The following is a 19,402-nucleotide window of genomic DNA, read 5'->3' on the forward strand; positions in this document are numbered from 1 at the left end:
GTCGTTAAAAGTTAAACTGCGCTCCGATGTTCACGATCTTCTGGAGCGGGTATCGGAGTCCGTTGCCCCGGTTGGCGCTGGACGACTCTGGCTTGTTGTCGTAACCGCCCAGTTCGGGATCCCAATGTTTGAAGGGCGAGAACGTCAGCAGGTTGGCCCCCGAAAGGTAGACCCGCATCCACTTGAACGAGTAGCCGATTTCGAGGTTTTTCAGGCGCAGGAACGCACCGTCGCGGAGCCAGTAGGAGGAGAGCACCTCCGTGTTGTCGCGGCCGTCGGTGTGCGAGAGGCGCGGATAGGCGGCCGCGGGGTTCGGGTTGCTCTCCGACCAGTAGTCCTTGGCGACGAACCCGAGCACGTTCTTGTGGTAGACGCCGAACGGGTGGATGTCGTTCATGTAGATCGACACCTTCGAGACGCCCTGGAAATAGACCGAGAAGTCCCACCGCTTGTATTTCGCCGAAAGCCCGAAGCCGTAGACGATCTGGGGAATGTACGGGTCGCCGATGTAGGTGCGGTCGTACTGGTCGATCTTCTTGTCGCCGTTCAGGTCCTTGTATTTGATGTCGCCCGGTCTGACGTTGGCCATCACGGCCGACTGGTCGGGGCTGCTGTCGATGTCGTCCTGATCCTTGAAAAGCCCCAGTGCGACGTAAGCCGGCCCGATCCGGTTCATCGGACCGCCGCGCTCGTACTGGTAATCCCATTCGTAGTCGGGTTCGTCGCGGAAGATCAGCGTGTTTTTCGCGTAGGTGAACGTTCCCTTGAAGGTCAGCAGGAAATCGGGATTGAAGACATGGTTATATTCGAGCGAGAGGTCCACGCCCTGGTTCCGCGTCTTGCCCATGTTGGCGAACGGCGTGGCGCTGCCCATGCCGACCGTCGCGGGAACTGTCTGGCGGGTCAGCAGGATGCGTTCGCGGTTTTCGCGGAAGAAGTCTGCGATCAGCAGGAACCGGTTGTCGAACAGACCGATTTCCAGTCCGATATTCTTTTTCAGCGAGGTCTCCCATGTGGCGTAGGGGTTGCCGTAGCGGGTTATCACTGCGCCCTTCATCGAACTGTTGAACGCCGGGCCGAACGAGTAGCTCTTGCCGTCCATGGTCAGGTGCGTGTAGCCCTGGAAGCGTTCGCTGGTGAGCGAGTTGCCCACCAGACCGTAGGAACCGCGCACTTTCAGCAGGCTGACGACTTTGGTCAGCGGCTCGAAGAATTTCTCGTTCGAGAGGATGTAACCCAGGGCGATCGACGGGAAGAATCCGAACTTTTTCCCCTCGACGAAGTTGTCGCTGCCGTTGTAGGCGAAATTGAATTCGGTGTAGTAGCGTCTGTCGAAATTGTAGGTCAGGCGGCCTGCGATACCCTGGTTTCTCTCTCCGAGTGCGGCGTTGTAGTTGTTGCTCGCGGGATTGTTGCGGAAGTAGCCCCGTTGCAGGTAGATGAACTGGGCGTTCACGTCGTGCTTGCCGAATTCACGCTGGTAGTTGAGCATGATGTTGGTGTTGGTGAGGCGGTCGCTGGAGTTCGAGTTCCGCGCCACGGCGGCGTTGCTGCCGTTGGTGTTGATCGAGCGCAGGTCGTAGGTGTAGCTGCCGTCGTCGTTCTTGACCAGCGTGTTGGGGTCGATCTCGAAGTAGAACGGCGAGATGTATTTGCCCGTCGAGGTGCTGTTGAAGACCTTGAGCGAGAATTGCCCCGTGATGGAAAGCCCCTTGGTGATGAAGTCCAGCTTCTGCTCGAAATCGAGCGTTCCCATCGAGGTGGTTCTGAACATCTCGTTGACGCCTTGCGCCAGCGAGGCGTACGGGTTGGCGTACATGTTGGACTGGGGACCGCCCGATTTGTTGCCGAAGGGGATGTAGTTCATCTCCCCGGTCTGCGGGAATTTCACGGGGAACTGCGACGGCGAGGCCCACATCACCCGGCCGAAGAGGTAATTCACGTCGTTGAGCGGCCCGGTGTAATCCTGCACCTGGATATTCAGTTTCACTCCCACCTTGGTGGTTTTGGTGAGCTGGCTGCTGACGTTCGACTGGAACGAATAGCGCAGGTTGTGGATGTTGTTCTTGAAGGGGTTCTCCGGAGCCTGCTTCAGCAGGCCCGATTCGTTGGTGATCGACGCGCTCATGAAGTAGGTCACCCGCTTGGCGATGCCGCCCGAGACGTTCAGGTTGACCGCCTGCGTGTAGGTCTGCCGCTTGAAAAGCTCCTTGTACCAGTTGACGTTGGGGTAGACGTAGGGGTCCAGCTTGTCGATCGTTCCCTGGATCGCCTCCTCCGAGAATTTCGGCTCGGCCCCGGGCGTGCGCGCTTCGATGGCCTCGTTGAACATCCGCATGTACTGTACGCCGTCGGCGAGTTCGGGAATCTGTGTGGGCATCGACATGCGCCCCTCGACGCGCAGGTTGATTTTCGGTTTACCGCCCTGCCCGGTTTTCGTCGTCACGATCATCACGCCGTTTGCGCCGCGCGATCCGTAGAGCGCCGTCGCCGTGGCATCCTTGAGGATCGAGAAATTCTCGATCACCTCGGGGGCGAGGGCGTTCAGGTCGTACGAGGAGCACTCCACGCCGTCGATCAGGATCAGCGGATTCTGCGCGGCCTCGGCAAAGGTGCTTACGCCGCGAATCCAGAAATTCGCTCCGTCGGCGCCCGGCTCTCCGGACTGCTGCACCGAGATCACGCCGGCGATGCGGCCTGCGAAACTGTTCGTGAGGTTGGCGGCGGGCATCTTCATGTCGGAGGTCTTGAACGACTGGATCGCGCCGATGACGCTCTCCTTCTTCTGCTGGCCGAACCCGACCACCACCACCTCTTCCATCACCCGGTTGTCCTCGTCGAGGACGATGTTGCAGATGCTCTCGGCCCCGGGCGTGATCTCCTGGTTCAGATAGCCGATGTAGCTGTAAACGAGCGACGCATGGAGCGGGATGTCGATCACGTACGTACCGTCGATGTTGGACGACACTCCGATCGTCGTCCCCTTCACGATCACGTTCACACCCGCCAGCGGGTTTCCCTTGGCGTCGGTGACCGTGCCGGTGATCCGCTTGGTACCGGGTTGCTGCCGGACGGATTCGTTCTTTTTCGCGGCGCTTTTTTCCGGCTTTACGATGAAGATTTGGCGGTCCTTGATTTCGTAGGAGTTGTCCGTCGATCGGAAAATCTGGTCGAGGACCGTTTCGACGCTCCCGTTTTTCACGTCGACCGAGACGCTGCGGTCGACGTCGACGATGTCGTCGGAATAAAAGAAAATGTATTCGGTTTTTTTCTCGATCTCTGCGAACACCTCCTTTACGGGTTTGTTTTTGGCGTTGATCGATAAAAGAGTGGCTTTCGGAGCGGCTGCGGCGGCATTTGCCGGCCACATTCCGAGCGTCAGAAACAGGAACGCCATCCGTACCACCCACAATTCCCGGCGAAATAATGATTTCTTACAGCATGACTTATTGTTATTATTCATACCTTTGTAGGGATTTAATGGTTAATTTTTAGCAGTTTAACGGTTAGATCGCAGACCGGGCGATAGTACCAGTATCGTCCGGTCGTTTTTTCGGAATTCGGTTTTATCTCATAGGCTCTTCGGTTTTTCGGGGTTTTAAGGTTGGGATTCAGTCGTTTTGAGTACGATGATATACATGTCGTCTCCCACGTGCTCGCAGACTACCGGCAGGCTCAGGCTCAATCCGAGCAACACTTCGTCGAGGTCGCTTTTCAGGTCCAGTTTGCCGGAGCAGGCGAACCCGCCCGTTTTCTCGCTGCAAACGATCGAGACACCGTAATAATCGGACAGAAGCCGGGCGACGTTTTCCAGCCTCTCCCTGTCGAAATAGTACAATCCCTCGATCCACGATGCGTATTTGCGGACGTCGACTTCTTCGACGCGCGTCTCTCCTCCCGCAGCTTCGTACATCTGCTTCGGTTCGAGGACCCTCTTGTTTCCTCCCGTCTTGTCCGCGACCCGTACGGACCCTTCCACCAGGACGATGCGTTCGAGTTCCCCTTTGTCGTATGCGCATACGTTGAAACGGGTTCCCATGACCTCGACGTTCAGTCCTTTGGTCCGCACGATGAACGGACGGTCGTCGTGCACGACGTCGAGGAAAATTTCGCCGTCGACGTAGATTTCCCGCTGCTTGCCGGTGAATTCCGCCGGATAGACGATCCGTGTATTGGCATTGACCCACACTTTGGTTCCGTCGGAGAGGGAGAGGCGCGACATTTTGCCTTTCGGGATGATGAGCTGGTTGTATTTGGCCGATTCTTCCTTGGGTATCTGCGACCGGCTGACCGTGATTTTCGAATCGTCGTAGCGGATTTCGGCCTCCTTGTCCGTGATGACCACGGTTTTGGCGTCCGACAGGATCAGTTTGGCCTCCCTGCTTTCAGTGGAGTCGGCTTTTGCGCAGGCGTATTCGCAGATTTCGACATGCCGCGTCACGTCGTCCGACGGCCACAGGGTGAACAGCATCAGGACCGACGCGGCGACGGCCGCCGGGTAGAGCATGTATTTCCGGCGGGGGCGCCGTTCCGGTTTGTTCAGGCCCGTTTCCGCGACGATGTTGTCCCATAGCAGGGAGATCTCCCGGTCGGTAATGAAAGGCAGGATTTCGTTCGAGGATTCGATATACCTCCGGGCGACGAGATATTCGCTGATATTGGGCGGATCGGACGCTACGAAGTCCTGCCAGAAAGCGGTGCTTTGGCGTACGGGACTTTTCACCGATGCAATGAAAAAATCGTCCGATAGGAAATCTTCGAGGGTAAAGAGTTTATAGTCTTTGTTGTCCATCCGGGCGCAGTTTTATACAGTAAACACCGCGGCTCGGATTTTATAATCACTTTTCCGGAAATTAATTCAAATAATTTGTGCGGATTCGCTTCAAAGCCCGTTGGATGGTGTTCAGGACAGCCTGGTAACTCATATTCATGACGTCGGAAATCTCGCTGATGCTGAGATTGTCGATATACCGATAATGCACGGCCCGCTTTTGCTGCGGCGTGAGGGCCGACATGATTTCGGCGACCCTGTTCTGCATGATCGCCTCCTCTTCCCGGATTTCGATTATGCGGGATGCGTCCTCACAGGCCTGCTCTTTCGCCTTTGCGTCGGTGTCGGAACCCCCCCCCTCCGAATCGGGCTTTGTCGCGTTTCAGGACGTTTATGAGGCTGTTGCGGAGCGCCGCGAACAGGTAGTATTTGATGTTGTCGGTAGGGCGCAGGTTGCTTCGGTTGGAGTATATCTTGACGAAAACATCCTGGATGCAGTCTTTTACCAGTTCCCGGTCGTCGGTGAACTGGGACCCGTACATAAACAGCACACGGACATATCTCTCGAAAATATACGCATAAGCCTCCCGGTCTCCGTCGAGAAACCGATTCCATAAAGACGCATCGTCCTTGTCTCTCTTTATGTCCATGTTTTACACGCCGCGAAGCTTTTTGGGATTGTATTCCGGGGGCTATTTTCCATTTTCAGCGCACAACCTGTTTACAATGTTCGCAAAAATTCCCGTAATAAACAAGCGATTCGGCATGAACATCTGAAATGTCCTCCGATTTTAATGCCGTTCGGACCGTCGTGGACTTGTTGTTTCCTTCGTTTGTACCATGATTCCGAGTCACAAATAGGCACTCGTACGGAGCACCTGAAGCCGTTGCCGATAATACCGGATCGTGGTTTGCGGCAATTATTTGCCGATGCAGAAAGTAGTAATGCTAATATATATAATTGTAAATCAGCTTTATATAATAGTAATATTGATGGTGTGGTGTAAATTTGGTGTGAAATTATACACGATTGATTGTCATCTTTAGAAGAAAGAGTTTTTCGCTTAACGAGCAAACGGCTGTATTGATTTCTGTTTTTCGTTTGTCGCTGTATTCTGCGATCCCATTAGTAACTTTTATTTCAGTTTCTCCATTCTGTTGGATTGGGGTTTCTGTAAGTAGCCGCTTTAATTTTAGGTGCTCAACTTTTATGATTTCATCAAGGTTTTCTCCTGTGTTAGAAATGGTGACAATGTTTAATTCGTTAAGTTCTTTAAATAAATAGTTCCGTGTTACACCAAATCGATGCATAATTGAATTAACCCTGATATATTTTATTGGATCATCACCAATAATCTCATGAATTGATGCTAAACTTTCTTCAATCTCGGCTATTTTCGAACTTATTATATCTTTTTCTATTCTGTCTGTTTGAATCTTTCGTTCTAGAACCGATGTTATATATAGGGCAAGCCCAATTGTTGTGAAAAGATTTAAGGCATCTATGATGCTCAATTCGGTACTAATTATGAAATAATTCCAATTAAATAGCTTTCCTATAGTTATACCAATGCATAGAAATAAAATAGCAACAACTCCATACGGAATTATATTCTTATAATTTCTCATAAGCCTCTTTCATATATTGGTTTATTTCATCTATATATTCTGGATTTTCGTTTGATATAAATTTTAAGGTTCGAATTACATCATTATATTGGATTTTGTCTTCTCTTATTAACCCTCCAAATGATTCTTCTAAAAAAGAAGTCCCTAATCCTGCTGTTCCGTCAAGAGTAATTTCTAATTGTGTATGATTTTCTATACATTCTTTAAGGCGAGGGGCTAAATATTTATCGCGAAAATCTTTACCAGGATATGGCCCTTCATGTTCATATCGTGCACCGGGCGTGGTGCTAAATTCCTTTGCAATGTTTAATGTTTTCATTGTGCTATTCGGAAAAATGTTCATTATTATAATTTAATTCCCATGAAAAGAAAGATCCATTTAACGCTTTGTTAAGCAATTTATATTTGTTATTATTTACATCTGCCATGGCATTGTTCGAAATAATAGTTAAATTGGATATTCTGTTCTGCTTTAGCGCATTTACTATTCCGGGAAGGCCTTTCCCTCGATAATAATCCCCGGTGGCTGTTTTGTGGATTTCTCCCTCTAATAGAAGTTTCAGTAGCTCTGCGTTGTTTCCGTATTTATATATATTTTTAACTTTTTCGATTATTCGATAGAATTTTGAACCACTATTCTTGTTTTCTAGACTTTTAAAAATTCCAACTCCAAAGTCAATAAAAGAAAATTTAGCTTTATTATTTTCTTTATCATAGTCTACTGAAAGCCACCAATGTTTTTCTCCTAAATTATCAAAAGAGGCATGATTGTTTGTATTTTGCATTAATTCTAGGAACACTCTTTGGACTCCAATGCACCTTTGAGGAGTTTCCCATATTAACTTGCTTAAATGTTTTATAATATCACTAGATAATACAGGATTGACATTTCTTTGTCCATGTGTGTATATTTTATTATTTTCATCCCCGATTACATATTCATCCTCGACAGTAAAATCTTTGAACAAATTTTTAATGAATCCAGATTCTTTCAATATTGAGCGAGCGTATCTATTTTTAGGATAATTGCCATTAAAATCAATGTTGCTAGATTTGAATTGTACCATTTTTGATAATAAGACGACAATTGCTCCATTACCTATATGATCTACTGATTCTAAATCAACAAAAACTTTTCTTTTTTTAGCATAACATTCTTCCAATCGGGCAATAAAATTTAATGTTTCTTCTGTGTTACTAATCATAGAGAAGTTCTTGGGGGCTTTAATCCTTACAAATGAGCGTATTGCCTCCCTAGTTTGTCTTTGTTGATATAATTCTTGCTTTTGTTCTTTTGTTAAACAGCATGCAATTTTTCGTCGTAATCTTCTTTTTTCTTTTGAAAAAAGATTTCGACGATATATTTTATATGCCTTGCGGGCTAGATGATTCTGATATATACGATTGCGGGAGGCGATTTAGTTGCCTGATTTACAGAGTATACGCAAAGAGACGACAACATCAAACCTACATGGATGACGGCAAAAAGGGCTTTTTGAGCCCTATTTTTGTATCTGGCCTATACTGATAAGCGTATCATTTAATAAGCCCCTCGTCAGGTCAGCAAGTTCCGTTAGGCCATAGAATACGTGGGACATTTCTGCCGGATTCTTCAACCCCGGCCTACACGGTCGGATTCTTTGCATATTGAGGGGAAAAACATTACTTTTGTTACCGGAGTTCCGTTGATTTATTCCCGGAGGCTCAAATATCGTTCGTATTAGAACGGTGCATGACATATGCAGTGCATAGGCACTGCGGATAGATATAGAGTAGATTTACTCTTTCTGCCAAACCAAAATTCTTGCGAACCGCTCGGTTCATTCCGACGGTGAATTCAAACATGGCAAAAAGTAAGTCGACTCGAAGGCGTGTTGTAGCTAAGCTATAACATCCTTTGGGCGCATAATAACTTTTCCAGATGTTTGAGGGTTCGCAAGCCCTTTGGTTAGGAGCAGTTGTTGTTGCGCCCTTTTCGTACCCGATATTCGCCCGATGTAACGGAGCTCTGAAAAACTTCAGAGAGCTGTTATGTTAAACTTGGTCGAACACCCCGGCAAATCCGTATTGTGCATAGGTCGCATTCCTCAGGACAGATACGAGAATATGGCCCTGACAGAATCTTATCGTGTACGGCTGCGCGCCATATACCGGGAACTCTCATCGGAAAGCTTCAACACCTATGTCCACCTGAATTGGGACTTTTTCGACATCGTTTCCGCCGGACTGCTGCAAACGATCAGAACAGAGCTTATAGCCGACTATCGTCTGCCGTATGTTTATCAGATGGGCGTTTTCGGGAATATGGGAACGTTTTACGAAACACCGCCATACACCCACTATCTTGACGATGTATTGTGCCCTCAAAACGACGACGCCCACCTTACGGCGGGCGCCTTGTTGAGCGATGTACTGGCCAATGTATCCCTGGTGCTATGCGATAATCCGGACGGTGATCCGTTCGTCCGGCGCGTCGTTTCGCACGCCCGGCGACGCAATAAGCGTGTGCTGGATATAGGCTCGGCGGAATAACGTCCGTTTCGGCCCGTTTTCTACCTGTACCTGCCCTCGACGGGCCGAATATGCACTTCCACCCGTCCGTCCTTGAGAATGCTCTCTACGGCCTTAAAAGCGGGATGTTTTTCAATGCCCAGAATCTTCATTGCCCGCAGCACCATGTGGTCGTTCAGAAGTTCCAGATAGTCGTGCTCGCGGAGCGTGACATATCGGGTCTTGTCGGATAGTTTCTTCGCCATGATTCGGGAGCGTTAAAGGTTATGGTCTCCTGCCGGTCGCCGGGACTTCAACCCGAAATCCGCAGGTATTTCACCCCAGCCGTCGTTGTCCCAATGCTCGACACGGATCGTATCGACCATGCGAGCCATGACTTGCAGGAATACCTCGGCCCGTAGCAGCGCCGCCGTCTTCCGCCTCGATGCCGTGCGTTTGCTCTTGAACCATGCCATAGCGGTCATGCTGTCGGTGTATATGATCCTGGGTGAGTAGTCTTGCTCGATGATGTATTTCACCGCAGCGACTACTCCCAGAAATTCACCGACATTGACTGTCTGGTTCCCTAAATCTTCGTGGAATATTTCGGCGCCGGTCTTCAGGTCTATACCTCTGAAGCGAGTACGCCCCTGTTTGATGGAATGGGCCGCATCCGTGGCGATCCCCTCTGTCGGCCGGCTCATCGTCGGATGATGTAACCGTCCTGTTCGATCCGATCGAGCAGGCGTTCTGCTTCGACCCGGAACTTCTCGATAACTTTCTCCGTATCGGCCAGATCCTGCCGCTCTCTCAATGCCTTTTCTACCCCGGGGACAGTGCGGCTCGACGGCGAGTTCCCGTCTTTGGGGTCGAAGTAGATGATTTTGTGCCCGAAAACAATCCTGATCTGATATACCGTCTTCGGAATGACGGTCATTTCGAATGTCGCTTCATATTTGGGCCGTGTGGCCGAGATAACGATGAATCCGTTTCCCTTGCGCATCGGCCTTAGCTCGACTTCGTAAACGACCCCCAGTTTGATCAGCCCCTGGAGGTCTTCTGCCAATACGCAGATCTTCTTGGGACAATCGTCTTTTTCACTTACTCCACGCAACCTCCATGTCGTGGAACTCCGGGTAACGAACCCGATAACCGCCTTGGTCTCTTTCGACTCCTCGAATTTGAGGCGAACCTTCTCAGTTTCCATAATGCTTTGACTCTTTCTGCAATCGATCTCATAGTTCACCAATTTATTAAATCTGTTGTTTGTCAATTAAAGGGAAGCAACCCAGTACAAATATACTTATATCGCGGGTAGAAAACAAGTTTTTATAAGATATTTTATATTTGTAACCATCTATTATAGATAGTGTTATGTCGCGTTTACCTATATTCTTTCGTCTTCGGAGAAATGGCTGAAATGTTCGTCTGTGTGAGAGAGTTGGAACATCCCCCGGCACAGGAAGTACCTATAAACCTTGCGGCGTGTCGAATCCGGACAGTAAATATCTTCAGTCCGTATGTAGAGCAGACCCTGTGCCGTCGCCCTGTCGATCGACCGTGCCGGATTTTTGATCAGAGGGTTGTCTCCAACATACATCTTCTCCTTTTCCAGACCGTAAACGAAGATGTTATGAATCTGAATGTCTGCCGGGTCGAATCTCTTTGCGAAGTCTGAAAAGTCGTAAATATCCAGATTGACCATATCCGGGAATCTCTGCGGCGTCAGTTCTTTGAGCTTTTCCAGCGAGTCTTCGAGGGCTGGCCGGAAGTAAATCTCGTCGAACCGCTCTTTGGTCACACTGTTGATGGTCGCATAGCTGACCCGAAACCCGTTGTTGGTGCTGTCAACGACGTGAATCTCCTTGACGATCCTGCGGTTTTTAATCGCCGAGCGATCCAGCGGGTCGATCTCGGGCGTGAATAGCTCCACCAGCGTCCATATCAGCAGGATAAGTCCCAGAAACAACCACTTGCTGATCCCCAGCAGGGCCAGAGTGCGGTATTGCCGCTGCATTTCCTTGTCGTCATTCATCTTGGTTCTCATTTGTGCCTCCGAGTCCTGTGAAGTCTGCCAACTCGGTAAGCAGTTTGGTCAGTTGTTTGAGTTTCGTAACGGCTATGCTTCGGCCCCACGGTTTTTGGTGTGCAAAAATGGTAAAGTTTATCTGTGCCATCTTGGGTCCGGGGTACGATAGACCGCCGAGCGGAATTTCTCCGAGACACAACAGAAAGTAGGCCCCGGTGCCGATCACTTCTACCGAATCCTTGACCGTGACGGCATATTCGGGCAGCGCATCGCTGAGTGCCTTTGCCAGCGGTGCGATGACTTCTCGGGCATAATTGGGGGTTGTGACCTTGTCAGCACGACCGGTACGGACATGTTCGTCGATCTCCCGGTAGGTCGCGTTAATCTTCTTTTGGTAGTTCCGGGTCAGCTTGGTAATCGGGTCCCAGACGTACTTTTGTCTTACAACGGGTTCTGCATTCATAGCGTTACGGTGTTATGGTTTTCTATTTGAACTGAAATGAGTCGTAGACACTCTCCAGCGTATTGGTCGCGACACCGATGTATCGTTCCGAGGTTTGAATGTCCCGATGATTGAAGGTCTTGTTCACGAGCATCAGCCCGAACTCCGACCGACCGTGGTCTTCGTAGATCTTCTTGCCGAGTGTCTTGCGCAGGGAGTGCGATGAGAAGTGCGTTACGGGCAGCAGATACTTCTGCCGAAAGTTGCGCAGGTGTTGGTTGATGTTCTGGGTGGTGTAGGCCCGTCCGGTTCTTTTGCTGAAGAAGACGAGCTGCTCCAGCGGCGGACGGCCCATGCGGTCGTAGTATTCGAGGTACTTGCGGCGCACCGAGTCGTTGATCTTCACGCGGCGGTTTTTGCCGGTCTTGATTTCGTCTACGAAATGCAGGTTTCCTGCGAGCAGATCTTCCCAGGTGAGGCGCTTGACGTCGCTGACGCGCAGGCCCATCGTGCAGGCGATGACGCAGAACAGGGCCCAGCGGTATTTGCCGTCGCGCTCCAGGTGCTCGATCAGCGCGTAGTAGTCGGAACTTTCGAGCGGCTCCGAGGTCGTGGATACTCCTTTTGCTGCCATGATGATTGTGATTTTGAGGGTAAAATGATTGCTTTTAATCTTTATCCAGGACACACAGACTAATATGCAGGTGTTTGACGTTATATAAATGGATATGTGATTACTGGTGCTATTTTTGTTATAGATGAATCTGTTAACTGTAATGCAATTCCAACTAATGCCGATGGCGGAGGATTTGGTTGTATTGGAGAAAATGCTTAACTTTGTACCGTTACAATTCCGGAAGGAGGTAATACCTATGAAAATGTTAAATAAAAAGAAAGCACAAAAAGAGAAGGTTTTGTTTGCTGTCAGTAAAATGATTGCAGATAAAAATGCTTGGTTGACATGTGTGCAACAGGGAAAGTCTCTTTCGTCTCTTAAAGGTCAGGATGTAGTGCTGTCTAAATTGCGATAGCCCTACACCCTATGTCGTCGCTTGAACAGGACGTTGCTCAATTTTTAGATATAAACAAAATCAACGCTCTTTCTCCTTATGTCGTCACATACGACAAGGACGAAAGAGCGTTTGTATTTGTTACGCATGACGGGCGTAATTGCTATGTTTCTTTCAGTCCGGACGAAGGAGCCTTGCCCGACATTGGAAATGTATATTACCTTCTTGTCGGTGTTCGTCCTAATAATCGCTTTGAGGAAGACCCCTCTATTCAACTTACAATAATAGCTATTATTACTGTTTTCTTCACAGACAGCAATCGCGTTTTGGCGTATTTTTGTGATGCTCACAATCAATTTATAGATCGGCATCCTACGCCGTATCCAATACAGACTTTGCGGCATCGCTTGTTCAATTTTTGGTATATACGAGCGAATGCAGATAATTTGTATGAAAAATTGGATGCTACAATCGAGCGGGATGGAACCCCTAATCATGTAGCGGTAATTTATCGGCGTGACTACTCTCACAGAAAAACCTTGTCAAAGACTTTCTCCAAGTTGGTAGATTATCTTACCTCGGATGCGGACAAAGAGTAAGGGGGGGGCAAATCATCGAAAGCCGGACAGTTTTATCACTGTCCGGCTTTTTTGTTGGATGCCTCGTCGATAGCTTGCTGGGCTTCTTCGATTGAGGAGATAGCTTGGTCAATCTGTTCGATGGCATCGTTCATTTTCTGCCCCCTGTCCGTATCCTGGAAGTTCTCGGGCAGATTGTCGTATGTTTCCTGCTCTTCGTCTTTAATATCGTTGAGCTGGTCGATCACCTCGTCCAGCGCATCGCGGGCTTCTGCGAGCAGTGCTCTGCGTTCGTTGTTCATGGTAAAAATGGGATTGATATGATAGATTTCAGAAAAAGCTGCAAAGAAAGTCCGACGCAGCCAGCCTAAATGACTGAACGGAGTCAAAAAAATTTCATTTCTTTTGGTCTTGCCGATATTATTGTTTTCTTTGTAAAGCATCTGGGCGAACTCCAAGTGCCGAGTTTATAACCGCCTTAATATCCCTGAAAGTATGAGCGACACTCTTTTTGACGATGCGGTAAAGGCTTACAGCCGATATTGCTCAAAACACGGGTTGATCTTTGACCAGCCCAGCGAATTGTACTCCGATTCCGATGAGAAGTATATTTACCTGTCCAATAGCCATGGACTGTTGGCTCAATACGACATCGACACCCGGCAAATCTCGATACCAGAGGACGAATAAAGAGTATTGATTTGGGTCTACGGATGCAAGGTGCGATCAATCGTATCCACGCAGTGACGCACGGTCGCCGCAGAGATGAGGCCGCCGAACATTTCGTACACTTCCCGGTCGCTCTTTTGTGCGATGACTTGTTTGAGGACATCGATAGCCACCGAAAAATAGAGGGCCGCCATCGGCCCCCATTTCAGAATTTCTTTGATACGTTTGTCTATTGTCATTTCTTTTGTCATGGATTTAATTATCAATAAAGGCGGGAACGTGAGTCCCGCCTTTATTCAGGTTTAGAATTCCCATCAACCGGGAAGGTTCCCGTTTGGGTCTATGCTAAAGAACTGCCCCGGTATTCCGCATGATTGAAGGATTCGGGCATTTTCCTCTCCGAAAGCAATAAGGACGCTGCCGCAGCCGGGCGAACCTCCCTGTGTGCCATCGGCCGTGTAAAACTTGATACGGCCACGCAGGAACAGGATCGCAGAAGCATTCGGAAAAATAACGTCGTGAAATAGTTTACTGTCACAGCGATTGAATAGTAGCGCAATGCCATTGCCGTGCTCGGCCAGTTTCCCGACGAAACGGTCGATCAGTGGCCGCGAGTAAGGCGGATTGAGCCATACCCGGCCGAACCATTCGCGGGATAAGCCGTCGTCGAGTTGCGTGTAGTTCGTTCGTGCGATTTTCCAGAGTGGTTTCACCGGAGAACAAGGGTCGAGATCGAACGATCCGAGAGGTTCAAAGATGCAGCGTGGCGTGTACCATTCGTCCGTGCTGTTCTTTGTTTTTTCAAAACTTGTGTTCATTACACTTGGGTTTAAGAGTTCTTAAACCCCGGACTATCCGGTGTAAAAGAGATAGTCCCTACAAGTGTATTCGGATCGCTGTCAGTGAATTAAATTTTACTTGGGTTCGACGATATCTACGATATGGCGCGTTGTCCGGCCGTCCCGCTCCCGTATTTCGACGGCATAGAGACGTCCTTTGACGGTGTGATTTTCGAGGTTTTGAGCCCGGCGCCAGTGAATCGTACTATACCGGTAATGCTCGATTTCACTTTTCTTATCGGTCGGCTGGAGGGTTACATGAAGGCCGCCCTTGCGGTGGCCGGTCTGCTGTCCCGCATCCAAAATGGCGTTGATGTACGCCTTGTCGGTAGCGGTCAAATGAAGACCGGCCACAAGAATGATTCTGCGCTTCATGGTTTATTCCTCCACTTCGATGAAACGGACGTAGCATTGTCCGAACGCGCAGTCGTTGTCGTTGATTTCGGCAGCCAGTTCGTCCGGCGTGAGCTTTTCCACCCCGTCTTCCGTTTCGTAAGCCTCCAGGATTTCTTGGTCGCTGACGTTGCGATCCATCAGATCGCAAGGCCATGAGAAAGCGTAAAGTTCTTTTTTCTCAGTCTGTTTCGTTTCGGGTGCGATAATCATAATCAGAAATCTTCGATTTGTTTGACATTGTAGGTTTCGGCCCAGATGTCGACGGCAGACCACAGCATGTCGGCGTCGACTTCGACCTTTTCGGCGATCTTGTCGATCAGGGCGCCGTCCTTTTCCGTTAGGTCGTAGCCGTGCTCTCGCATCTGGTCGACGGTCAGGGATTCGACCACGTAATACCGGCCGTTCTCCTCGATCTGGGCGTTCAGTTCATCGAGCAGTCTGCGCTGCTCGGGAGTGATTTCGGGCAGGGTTTTCTCCAGTTTTCGGAGGGTCTCCTGCATCAGCATACTCGTGTAGTTCATTGTCCTGTTATATTTGTTTGATCAACTCGCAAAACGCCTCGAAAATCTCTCCGGTGCGCAAGCTCTCGACAGGAACTTCACGAAGTTCCCCCGAGTCATAATCCAGCGAGGCATACAGCTTTCCGTCTTTTGCCGAGAATCCGTAAACGCAACAGGGATCATGATCTTCGTCGCATACCTGCACGGAATACCCCTCGACAGAGAACTCCTCCTCATCGAAACGGGAAACGATGTCCAGCATCAATTTTTCCGCCTCTCTTTCCAGTATGCGGTAATGCTCCTCCAGCTTATCGAGCTGCTGCCTGTCTTCTTCCGACATGGGACAGGTAATCTCCAAGTGCTCAGGCGACAGTTCGAAGGTCTCTTCTCCGTCGCCGATCTGCACGATATTTCGAGTATAGTCTACCGCGAGCACGTCGTATTCGCCGGATTTTTCCTGAACAGGATCGTCCCACCATACTTTTTGCCCTTTTTTGATTGTTGTTGTCATAATTCGATATTTTTTATTCGGTTTCGTCGGGAATTTCCTTTCCCGTATAGGGGTTGTACAGCGGCGTATTGCCGATCGCCTCGGCGTCGATGGCGAAGCTGCCCCGGCCGATGTCGTAAAAGAGTTCAAGCTTCAGGGGCGCCGAAACCACGACTTTCTCGGCCTCAGCTTGCGGCAGGCCAGAAATCATCAGGCATTTGACACGGCGGCGGAACAGTTCGGGATAGGTGTCAGGCGTGGTGATGACGTCGATGACCTCGCACACCTCATCCATAATGGCAAGGCGGTCGGGGTCGAGTGTATCGTCTTCATCGTAATTGTCGGGCACGTTATGACCGATCAGGGAGTGGCTCTGCACCTCCTCAGCGGGATACACCTCGTTGCCTTTGCCGAAGTACGGTTTGCCGGACGCTACGCAGGCATAGTAGATCACATTGCGGACCTTACGGCCGTCTTTGAGTATGATGGTATAGGCCATCCCTTCCTGTAGGACAGGGATGACGATCAGTTTGTGAGACATCAGATTTGGATTTAAGGTTTATTTTTGGCCTGTTGAGTTGCGATCCAGTCGGGATTCTGCACCGAACGCCAGTCGGGATCTCCGTGGCGGAAAGCGATAAGCTGGGCGGCGTAGTCGAAGGGTTCGCGGGCATTCTGCGCCCGGTAGTGGAACATCCATTTCTGTCCGCACCGGGGACACTCCCAGACGACCATGACGCCGGCCGTAGTCTCGGCGATCCCCAGCATGTGGGGCACGACGTTGTAATAAGGCGGTTCGAAACCGCATTCATTGCAGGTGAAGACGCCGCGGTTATAGCGGCCCTGCGGAGGAACCCGCAGGCTCAAAGGAATATTGATCATGACTATTATAAATTTCGGAAGTTTTCAGTCGAACTTCGGTCTTGCCCGCTTCACGACGCGCAAGTCATCGTAACCGATAGCTTTCAGCTCGGCGAGCAGATCGCGGTATTCAGGTTCCCGAGCCGGACGGGTCGCGGCGATCACGCCCGTATAGTCTGCCGCTCCGTGCTGGCCGACGTGCATGTAGGAGGTTGTGGCGGAATCATGCCGATCCCACGGGACATCAGGAAAGAGAGCGATTACGTCGCCCCCTTTCCATTTGCGGAATACGACCTTAGTCATTGCGTCCGCAGATTTCGGTATCGACGATCGTCAGGGAGCTGTTCTCTGACGCATGGAAACTGTAATCCATTTCACTGACAAGGTCGTTTATCTCCTCATCGGAGATGGTATTCGCCGTCGGGTTTTCGACATCGAGGCGGACCGTGATGTAAATCGCTTTCGTCGCCATGATTATAATACCCATTTGAGGAACAGTGCGATGTCATAGAGCTGTTCGTCCTGTATTTGAAATCCGGTTCTCTTATCACCGGTTTCAGTATCGACACCGTCTGCCATGATGTACGTTCGTAGTCCTTCCTCGATGTAGACATCCGTGAGGTCCACGCGGGGAAAGTCTTTGTGACCGTATAGCGACGCGGCAACCGGACGCTCTTCCGGATTTTGAGGTAAGAACGAAATGCGTCCACTGTTCCGGCGGAGCGTCTCTATAATCAGACTGCGGGCTTCACGCTGCCAAGCGTGAGCCTTGTCCACGAGTCGGGCCAACTGCATGGGAAAATCCTCCGGTTCGTCTTCCCTGCGAATGCCGTCGTCGGAGCCGATGTCGAATTTCATCAGGCCGGCAATGCGGTTGTACTCCTCGTCGTAATAGCGGTCGAATTCGTCCTGGAACTCGTCCTTATAATGCGTGCCGCTCTCCGGATCGTCGGGGTCGTCAGGCTCGACGAACGCCTCGAAAGGCCGGCCGTGTGCATTCATCAGCCGACCTGCGGCCAGATCGCTGGCGAGTTCCATAATCGACGAGTTGATGTCGTCTTTGTTGTCCTTGTAATATTGATGCAGGTTTGTCATGTCGTTTTTTAGTTGTCTGGTTTATAGCGTAATGCTATACTGTTCGGTTAATTGTCTTTTGAGTTTGCGGTCGCTGCCTGCGAGCTGCGCGATGAGCCGGCGGATGTGTTTGTTGGCTTTCTCCGTCACGTCGCGGGCCGAAGGTTCCGGGGCCATGAATTTCCGGCACTCCTCCGAGCAGAATTTCTGCCGTCCTTTGAGTATCCTGCCGCAGGCCGGACAGCGGCGCCGACCGTCGCGCTGGAGCACTTCGAGCATGTTGTCGCGGACGCCTCGCAGCCAGTCGATATTCGAGAAAGCGAAGTCGTAGCTGTAAATACGCTCTCTCTGGTAGAACTCGCCGGCTTCCACTTCCAGCGACAGCTCCTCGCCGTCCCAGAATACGCCGGTTACGCGGTCGTCATAGGGATTGCCGTCTTTGTCGTACCACACGACATTCGTCGGTTCCGTCAGTTCATCGGTGTCGCCCAGCGAGAGTTCGCTCAGGCCGTTGTGGATCAGGATCGCCGTGATGGAGGCGATCACATCGTGGATGTTGTTTTTCATTGCAAGGTCTCTTTTTGAATGATTTTACAATCGCTGGAGTTAAAAACCACATAGGTATTTACATTGTTTTCGTCGCAGTACAGAATTCCGTCGTACCCTTTGGCCGAAAGTTCTGCTTTATCGATTACGGTATCATCAGCCATCTGCAGCCACTTTTGTTCCGTCTGCACGACATAAGGGTTACGCAGTGTAATCCGGGTATGGATTACGGTGGCTGTTTCACCGGGAAACAGACCTCCGCGTCCCTCTGCACGGGCAAACTGCTCGGCTTTGGCATGGTCGTCGGTGAAATAAATCACACGGCGGCCATCTGTCGAGAACTCGACGTTCGGATCTGGCGTTCCATGATAGGCCAAAGAGATATCCTCGTAATACGGGACATGATGGCGGTTGGCGGCACATTCGAGTTCCTTCCACCACGTTTCGCTATACCGGTTGTTACCGAAATTGATCGGTCGGTTTGTCGGCAGACGCCAGCAGAGTTTGGTCTCTGCGTCTGTTTCATCGATGATGGCCTGCATCTGCTCATCGGTAACTTCTGCCGTGAAGAACGGACAGGGTAATTCCTCCAGTTCGCCGCGAGTGATCGAACTGTTTCCGCATACGAACTCTTTTTGATAGAACTCTTGCGGCATGTCGGGATACGGCCAATCGCTTTTATCAGGACATTCAGATAGTTCCGGCTCTCTTTCCAAAAAAAGAATCGACAGCCGGCACGCCAATACTGTTTCCCGATATTGCGGGTTGGCTATTACCCAGTCGGAAAAATACGCGATGCCTTGCGGAGCAGAAAGACTGTCGATCAATGTCAGATCTTCGGTCATACGGATATAGTCTTCGTGCAGGATGTCGCATAGATGGCTGCCGTCCGTGTCGCTGATAGCGTATATCTTTCCATCAAGAGCTGCGACCATATCCTCTTTGTTCCGGTAAATGAGCAGGTATTTGAACCCGATATTCTGTTCGTCCAGAATCTTCCGATACAGATGGCGGGGTGTTATCGGCACTGATGTTATTCGTTTTTCAGTCATGTTTTTTTATAAAGATTAGAAACCCG

General features: G+C 50.1%; 31 protein-coding genes. 4 read left to right on the plus strand and 27 right to left on the minus strand.

Going from position 1 to position 19,402, the window contains the following annotated elements:
• Window positions 1-4 precede the first annotated feature (4 nt).
• The 7 genes from ACGHP5_RS10080 to ACGHP5_RS10110 form a co-directional block, all read right to left on the minus strand.
• The gene (locus ACGHP5_RS10080; RefSeq protein WP_390566457.1) at window positions 5-3,397 is read right to left on the minus strand and encodes a TonB-dependent receptor; all 3,393 of its coding nucleotides are present in this window, start codon (window positions 3,395-3,397) and stop codon (window positions 5-7) included.
• 201 nt (window positions 3,398-3,598) lie between these two features.
• Entirely contained in the window at window positions 3,599-4,792 is a 1,194-nt protein-coding gene (locus tag ACGHP5_RS10085; protein ID WP_390566459.1) for a FecR family protein, read from the minus strand.
• A gap of 61 nt (window positions 4,793-4,853) precedes the next feature.
• Complete coding sequence (locus ACGHP5_RS10090; protein ID WP_390568421.1) at window positions 4,854-5,069, minus strand: RNA polymerase sigma factor; 216 nt, start codon at window positions 5,067-5,069, stop codon at window positions 4,854-4,856.
• 13 nt (window positions 5,070-5,082) lie between these two features.
• The gene (locus ACGHP5_RS10095; protein WP_390566461.1) at window positions 5,083-5,421 is read right to left on the minus strand and encodes an RNA polymerase sigma factor; all 339 of its coding nucleotides are present in this window, start codon (window positions 5,419-5,421) and stop codon (window positions 5,083-5,085) included.
• 370 nt (window positions 5,422-5,791) lie between these two features.
• Entirely contained in the window at window positions 5,792-6,400 is a 609-nt protein-coding gene (locus tag ACGHP5_RS10100) for a hypothetical protein (RefSeq protein ID WP_390566463.1), read from the minus strand.
• Entirely contained in the window at window positions 6,387-6,719 is a 333-nt protein-coding gene (locus tag ACGHP5_RS10105) for an STAS-like domain-containing protein (protein ID WP_390566465.1), read from the minus strand. Before ACGHP5_RS10105 ends, ACGHP5_RS10100 begins: the two co-directional genes overlap by 14 nt.
• A gap of 4 nt (window positions 6,720-6,723) precedes the next feature.
• Window positions 6,724-7,605 (minus strand): hypothetical protein, encoded by an 882-nt coding sequence (locus ACGHP5_RS10110; RefSeq protein WP_390566466.1) that lies wholly within the window; start codon window positions 7,603-7,605, stop codon window positions 6,724-6,726.
• A gap of 826 nt (window positions 7,606-8,431) precedes the next feature.
• Between ACGHP5_RS10110 and ACGHP5_RS10115 the strand changes: the two genes are divergently transcribed.
• On the plus strand, window positions 8,432-8,932 hold the full coding sequence (locus tag ACGHP5_RS10115; protein ID WP_390566468.1) for a hypothetical protein: 501 nt from the start codon (window positions 8,432-8,434) through the stop codon (window positions 8,930-8,932).
• Between the two features lie 20 nt (window positions 8,933-8,952).
• Here ACGHP5_RS10115 and ACGHP5_RS10120 read toward each other — a convergent pair whose 3' ends face one another.
• From ACGHP5_RS10120 to ACGHP5_RS10145, 6 genes are all read right to left on the minus strand, one after another.
• Window positions 8,953-9,156, minus strand: coding sequence for a hypothetical protein (locus ACGHP5_RS10120; RefSeq protein ID WP_390566470.1), 204 nt, complete (start codon window positions 9,154-9,156; stop codon window positions 8,953-8,955).
• Window positions 9,157-9,168: 12 nt separating this feature from the next.
• On the minus strand, window positions 9,169-9,594 hold the full coding sequence (locus tag ACGHP5_RS10125) for a ribonuclease H (protein ID WP_390566472.1): 426 nt from the start codon (window positions 9,592-9,594) through the stop codon (window positions 9,169-9,171).
• Complete coding sequence (locus ACGHP5_RS10130) at window positions 9,591-10,097, minus strand: hypothetical protein (protein ID WP_390566474.1); 507 nt, start codon at window positions 10,095-10,097, stop codon at window positions 9,591-9,593. The genes ACGHP5_RS10125 and ACGHP5_RS10130 overlap by 4 nt, the downstream gene beginning before the upstream one ends.
• 180 nt (window positions 10,098-10,277) lie before the next feature.
• Complete coding sequence (locus ACGHP5_RS10135) at window positions 10,278-10,925, minus strand: hypothetical protein (protein ID WP_390566475.1); 648 nt, start codon at window positions 10,923-10,925, stop codon at window positions 10,278-10,280.
• Complete coding sequence (locus tag ACGHP5_RS10140; protein WP_390566477.1) at window positions 10,918-11,382, minus strand: hypothetical protein; 465 nt, start codon at window positions 11,380-11,382, stop codon at window positions 10,918-10,920. Before ACGHP5_RS10140 ends, ACGHP5_RS10135 begins: the two co-directional genes overlap by 8 nt.
• 22 nt (window positions 11,383-11,404) lie before the next feature.
• On the minus strand, window positions 11,405-11,995 hold the full coding sequence (locus ACGHP5_RS10145) for a tyrosine-type recombinase/integrase (RefSeq protein WP_390566479.1): 591 nt from the start codon (window positions 11,993-11,995) through the stop codon (window positions 11,405-11,407).
• Between the two features lie 124 nt (window positions 11,996-12,119).
• Between ACGHP5_RS10145 and ACGHP5_RS10150 the strand changes: the two genes are divergently transcribed.
• Together ACGHP5_RS10150 and ACGHP5_RS10155 are read left to right on the plus strand one after the other, a co-directional pair.
• A complete protein-coding gene (locus ACGHP5_RS10150) occupies window positions 12,120-12,392 on the plus strand; it encodes a hypothetical protein (protein WP_390566481.1) in 273 nt (90 codons plus the stop codon).
• Window positions 12,393-12,403: 11 nt separating this feature from the next.
• Window positions 12,404-12,970: a DUF6169 family protein gene (locus ACGHP5_RS10155; RefSeq protein WP_390566482.1), complete on the plus strand. Its 567-nt coding sequence runs from the start codon at window positions 12,404-12,406 to the stop codon at window positions 12,968-12,970.
• Between the two features lie 35 nt (window positions 12,971-13,005).
• On the opposite strand, the gene ACGHP5_RS10160 is transcribed toward ACGHP5_RS10155, so the two are convergent.
• Window positions 13,006-13,407: a hypothetical protein gene (locus ACGHP5_RS10160; RefSeq protein ID WP_390566484.1), complete on the minus strand. Its 402-nt coding sequence runs from the start codon at window positions 13,405-13,407 to the stop codon at window positions 13,006-13,008.
• A 37-nt stretch (window positions 13,408-13,444) separates the two neighbouring features.
• Here ACGHP5_RS10160 and ACGHP5_RS10165 point away from each other — a divergent pair, with 37 nt between their 5' ends.
• Window positions 13,445-13,639: a hypothetical protein gene (locus tag ACGHP5_RS10165; protein ID WP_390566486.1), complete on the plus strand. Its 195-nt coding sequence runs from the start codon at window positions 13,445-13,447 to the stop codon at window positions 13,637-13,639.
• 17 nt (window positions 13,640-13,656) lie between these two features.
• Here the strand turns inward: ACGHP5_RS10165 and ACGHP5_RS10170 are convergent, their stop codons facing one another.
• From ACGHP5_RS10170 to ACGHP5_RS10230, 13 genes are all read right to left on the minus strand, one after another.
• On the minus strand, window positions 13,657-13,869 hold the full coding sequence (locus ACGHP5_RS10170) for a hypothetical protein (protein ID WP_390566488.1): 213 nt from the start codon (window positions 13,867-13,869) through the stop codon (window positions 13,657-13,659).
• A gap of 63 nt (window positions 13,870-13,932) precedes the next feature.
• The gene (locus ACGHP5_RS10175; protein WP_390566490.1) at window positions 13,933-14,436 is read right to left on the minus strand and encodes a DNA N-6-adenine-methyltransferase; all 504 of its coding nucleotides are present in this window, start codon (window positions 14,434-14,436) and stop codon (window positions 13,933-13,935) included.
• Between the two features lie 96 nt (window positions 14,437-14,532).
• Window positions 14,533-14,832 carry a hypothetical protein gene (locus ACGHP5_RS10180; protein WP_390566492.1) on the minus strand — a complete coding sequence of 100 codons (300 nt, stop codon included), beginning with the start codon at window positions 14,830-14,832 and terminating at the stop codon, window positions 14,533-14,535.
• 3 nt (window positions 14,833-14,835) lie between these two features.
• The gene (locus ACGHP5_RS10185) at window positions 14,836-15,063 is read right to left on the minus strand and encodes a hypothetical protein (RefSeq protein WP_390566494.1); all 228 of its coding nucleotides are present in this window, start codon (window positions 15,061-15,063) and stop codon (window positions 14,836-14,838) included.
• 2 nt (window positions 15,064-15,065) lie between these two features.
• Window positions 15,066-15,374 (minus strand): hypothetical protein, encoded by a 309-nt coding sequence (locus tag ACGHP5_RS10190; protein WP_390566495.1) that lies wholly within the window; start codon window positions 15,372-15,374, stop codon window positions 15,066-15,068.
• Window positions 15,375-15,381: 7 nt separating this feature from the next.
• Window positions 15,382-15,864, minus strand: coding sequence for a hypothetical protein (locus ACGHP5_RS10195; protein WP_390566497.1), 483 nt, complete (start codon window positions 15,862-15,864; stop codon window positions 15,382-15,384).
• Between the two features lie 13 nt (window positions 15,865-15,877).
• On the minus strand, window positions 15,878-16,384 hold the full coding sequence (locus tag ACGHP5_RS10200; protein WP_390566499.1) for a hypothetical protein: 507 nt from the start codon (window positions 16,382-16,384) through the stop codon (window positions 15,878-15,880).
• Between the two features lie 11 nt (window positions 16,385-16,395).
• Window positions 16,396-16,725, minus strand: coding sequence for a hypothetical protein (locus ACGHP5_RS10205; RefSeq protein ID WP_390566501.1), 330 nt, complete (start codon window positions 16,723-16,725; stop codon window positions 16,396-16,398).
• Between the two features lie 24 nt (window positions 16,726-16,749).
• A complete protein-coding gene (locus ACGHP5_RS10210) occupies window positions 16,750-17,007 on the minus strand; it encodes a hypothetical protein (RefSeq protein WP_390566502.1) in 258 nt (85 codons plus the stop codon).
• Window positions 17,000-17,176, minus strand: a complete 177-nt coding sequence (locus ACGHP5_RS10215; protein ID WP_390566504.1) for a hypothetical protein — start codon at window positions 17,174-17,176, stop codon at window positions 17,000-17,002. Before ACGHP5_RS10215 ends, ACGHP5_RS10210 begins: the two co-directional genes overlap by 8 nt.
• Before the next feature lie 2 nt (window positions 17,177-17,178).
• Window positions 17,179-17,799 (minus strand): hypothetical protein, encoded by a 621-nt coding sequence (locus ACGHP5_RS10220; protein WP_390566506.1) that lies wholly within the window; start codon window positions 17,797-17,799, stop codon window positions 17,179-17,181.
• Window positions 17,800-17,820: 21 nt separating this feature from the next.
• Window positions 17,821-18,345 carry a hypothetical protein gene (locus tag ACGHP5_RS10225; RefSeq protein WP_390566508.1) on the minus strand — a complete coding sequence of 175 codons (525 nt, stop codon included), beginning with the start codon at window positions 18,343-18,345 and terminating at the stop codon, window positions 17,821-17,823.
• Window positions 18,342-19,376, minus strand: coding sequence for a hypothetical protein (locus tag ACGHP5_RS10230; protein WP_390566510.1), 1,035 nt, complete (start codon window positions 19,374-19,376; stop codon window positions 18,342-18,344). Before ACGHP5_RS10230 ends, ACGHP5_RS10225 begins: the two co-directional genes overlap by 4 nt.
• Window positions 19,377-19,402 lie beyond the last annotated feature (26 nt).

Origin of the sequence: Alistipes sp. i18-0019-D1, assembly GCF_042852885.1 — a bacterium.
Taxonomy (GTDB): domain Bacteria; phylum Bacteroidota; class Bacteroidia; order Bacteroidales; family Rikenellaceae; genus Alistipes.

Excerpts from the sequence above, each read along its gene's own strand:
- ACGHP5_RS10200 (WP_390566499.1), bottom strand. The coding sequence starts at position 16,384 with ATGTCTCACAAACTGATCGTCATCCCTGTCCTACAGGAAGGGATGGCC.
- ACGHP5_RS10185 (WP_390566494.1), bottom strand. The coding sequence starts at position 15,063 with ATGATTATCGCACCCGAAACGAAACAGACTGAGAAAAAAGAACTTTAC.
- ACGHP5_RS10145 (WP_390566479.1), bottom strand. The coding sequence starts at position 11,995 with ATGGCAGCAAAAGGAGTATCCACGACCTCGGAGCCGCTCGAAAGTTCC.
- ACGHP5_RS10225 (WP_390566508.1), bottom strand. The coding sequence starts at position 18,345 with ATGAAAAACAACATCCACGATGTGATCGCCTCCATCACGGCGATCCTG.
- ACGHP5_RS10190 (WP_390566495.1), bottom strand. The coding sequence starts at position 15,374 with ATGAACTACACGAGTATGCTGATGCAGGAGACCCTCCGAAAACTGGAG.
- ACGHP5_RS10130 (WP_390566474.1), bottom strand. The coding sequence starts at position 10,097 with ATGGAAACTGAGAAGGTTCGCCTCAAATTCGAGGAGTCGAAAGAGACC.
- ACGHP5_RS10150 (WP_390566481.1), top strand. The coding sequence starts at position 12,120 with ATGAATCTGTTAACTGTAATGCAATTCCAACTAATGCCGATGGCGGAG.
- ACGHP5_RS10135 (WP_390566475.1), bottom strand. The coding sequence starts at position 10,925 with ATGAATGACGACAAGGAAATGCAGCGGCAATACCGCACTCTGGCCCTG.
- ACGHP5_RS10080 (WP_390566457.1), bottom strand. The coding sequence starts at position 3,397 with ATGGCGTTCCTGTTTCTGACGCTCGGAATGTGGCCGGCAAATGCCGCC.
- ACGHP5_RS10230 (WP_390566510.1), bottom strand. The coding sequence starts at position 19,376 with ATGACTGAAAAACGAATAACATCAGTGCCGATAACACCCCGCCATCTG.
- ACGHP5_RS10205 (WP_390566501.1), bottom strand. The coding sequence starts at position 16,725 with ATGATCAATATTCCTTTGAGCCTGCGGGTTCCTCCGCAGGGCCGCTAT.
- ACGHP5_RS10125 (WP_390566472.1), bottom strand. The coding sequence starts at position 9,594 with ATGAGCCGGCCGACAGAGGGGATCGCCACGGATGCGGCCCATTCCATC.
- ACGHP5_RS10220 (WP_390566506.1), bottom strand. The coding sequence starts at position 17,799 with ATGACAAACCTGCATCAATATTACAAGGACAACAAAGACGACATCAAC.
- ACGHP5_RS10195 (WP_390566497.1), bottom strand. The coding sequence starts at position 15,864 with ATGACAACAACAATCAAAAAAGGGCAAAAAGTATGGTGGGACGATCCT.
- ACGHP5_RS10115 (WP_390566468.1), top strand. The coding sequence starts at position 8,432 with ATGTTAAACTTGGTCGAACACCCCGGCAAATCCGTATTGTGCATAGGT.
- ACGHP5_RS10170 (WP_390566488.1), bottom strand. The coding sequence starts at position 13,869 with ATGACAAAAGAAATGACAATAGACAAACGTATCAAAGAAATTCTGAAA.
- ACGHP5_RS10180 (WP_390566492.1), bottom strand. The coding sequence starts at position 14,832 with ATGAAGCGCAGAATCATTCTTGTGGCCGGTCTTCATTTGACCGCTACC.
- ACGHP5_RS10175 (WP_390566490.1), bottom strand. The coding sequence starts at position 14,436 with ATGAACACAAGTTTTGAAAAAACAAAGAACAGCACGGACGAATGGTAC.
- ACGHP5_RS10155 (WP_390566482.1), top strand. The coding sequence starts at position 12,404 with ATGTCGTCGCTTGAACAGGACGTTGCTCAATTTTTAGATATAAACAAA.
- ACGHP5_RS10085 (WP_390566459.1), bottom strand. The coding sequence starts at position 4,792 with ATGGACAACAAAGACTATAAACTCTTTACCCTCGAAGATTTCCTATCG.
- ACGHP5_RS10120 (WP_390566470.1), bottom strand. The coding sequence starts at position 9,156 with ATGGCGAAGAAACTATCCGACAAGACCCGATATGTCACGCTCCGCGAG.
- ACGHP5_RS10100 (WP_390566463.1), bottom strand. The coding sequence starts at position 6,400 with ATGAGAAATTATAAGAATATAATTCCGTATGGAGTTGTTGCTATTTTA.
- ACGHP5_RS10110 (WP_390566466.1), bottom strand. The coding sequence starts at position 7,605 with ATGATTAGTAACACAGAAGAAACATTAAATTTTATTGCCCGATTGGAA.
- ACGHP5_RS10165 (WP_390566486.1), top strand. The coding sequence starts at position 13,445 with ATGAGCGACACTCTTTTTGACGATGCGGTAAAGGCTTACAGCCGATAT.
- ACGHP5_RS10210 (WP_390566502.1), bottom strand. The coding sequence starts at position 17,007 with ATGACTAAGGTCGTATTCCGCAAATGGAAAGGGGGCGACGTAATCGCT.
- ACGHP5_RS10140 (WP_390566477.1), bottom strand. The coding sequence starts at position 11,382 with ATGAATGCAGAACCCGTTGTAAGACAAAAGTACGTCTGGGACCCGATT.
- ACGHP5_RS10215 (WP_390566504.1), bottom strand. The coding sequence starts at position 17,176 with ATGGCGACGAAAGCGATTTACATCACGGTCCGCCTCGATGTCGAAAAC.
- ACGHP5_RS10105 (WP_390566465.1), bottom strand. The coding sequence starts at position 6,719 with ATGAAAACATTAAACATTGCAAAGGAATTTAGCACCACGCCCGGTGCA.
- ACGHP5_RS10095 (WP_390566461.1), bottom strand. The coding sequence starts at position 5,421 with ATGGACATAAAGAGAGACAAGGACGATGCGTCTTTATGGAATCGGTTT.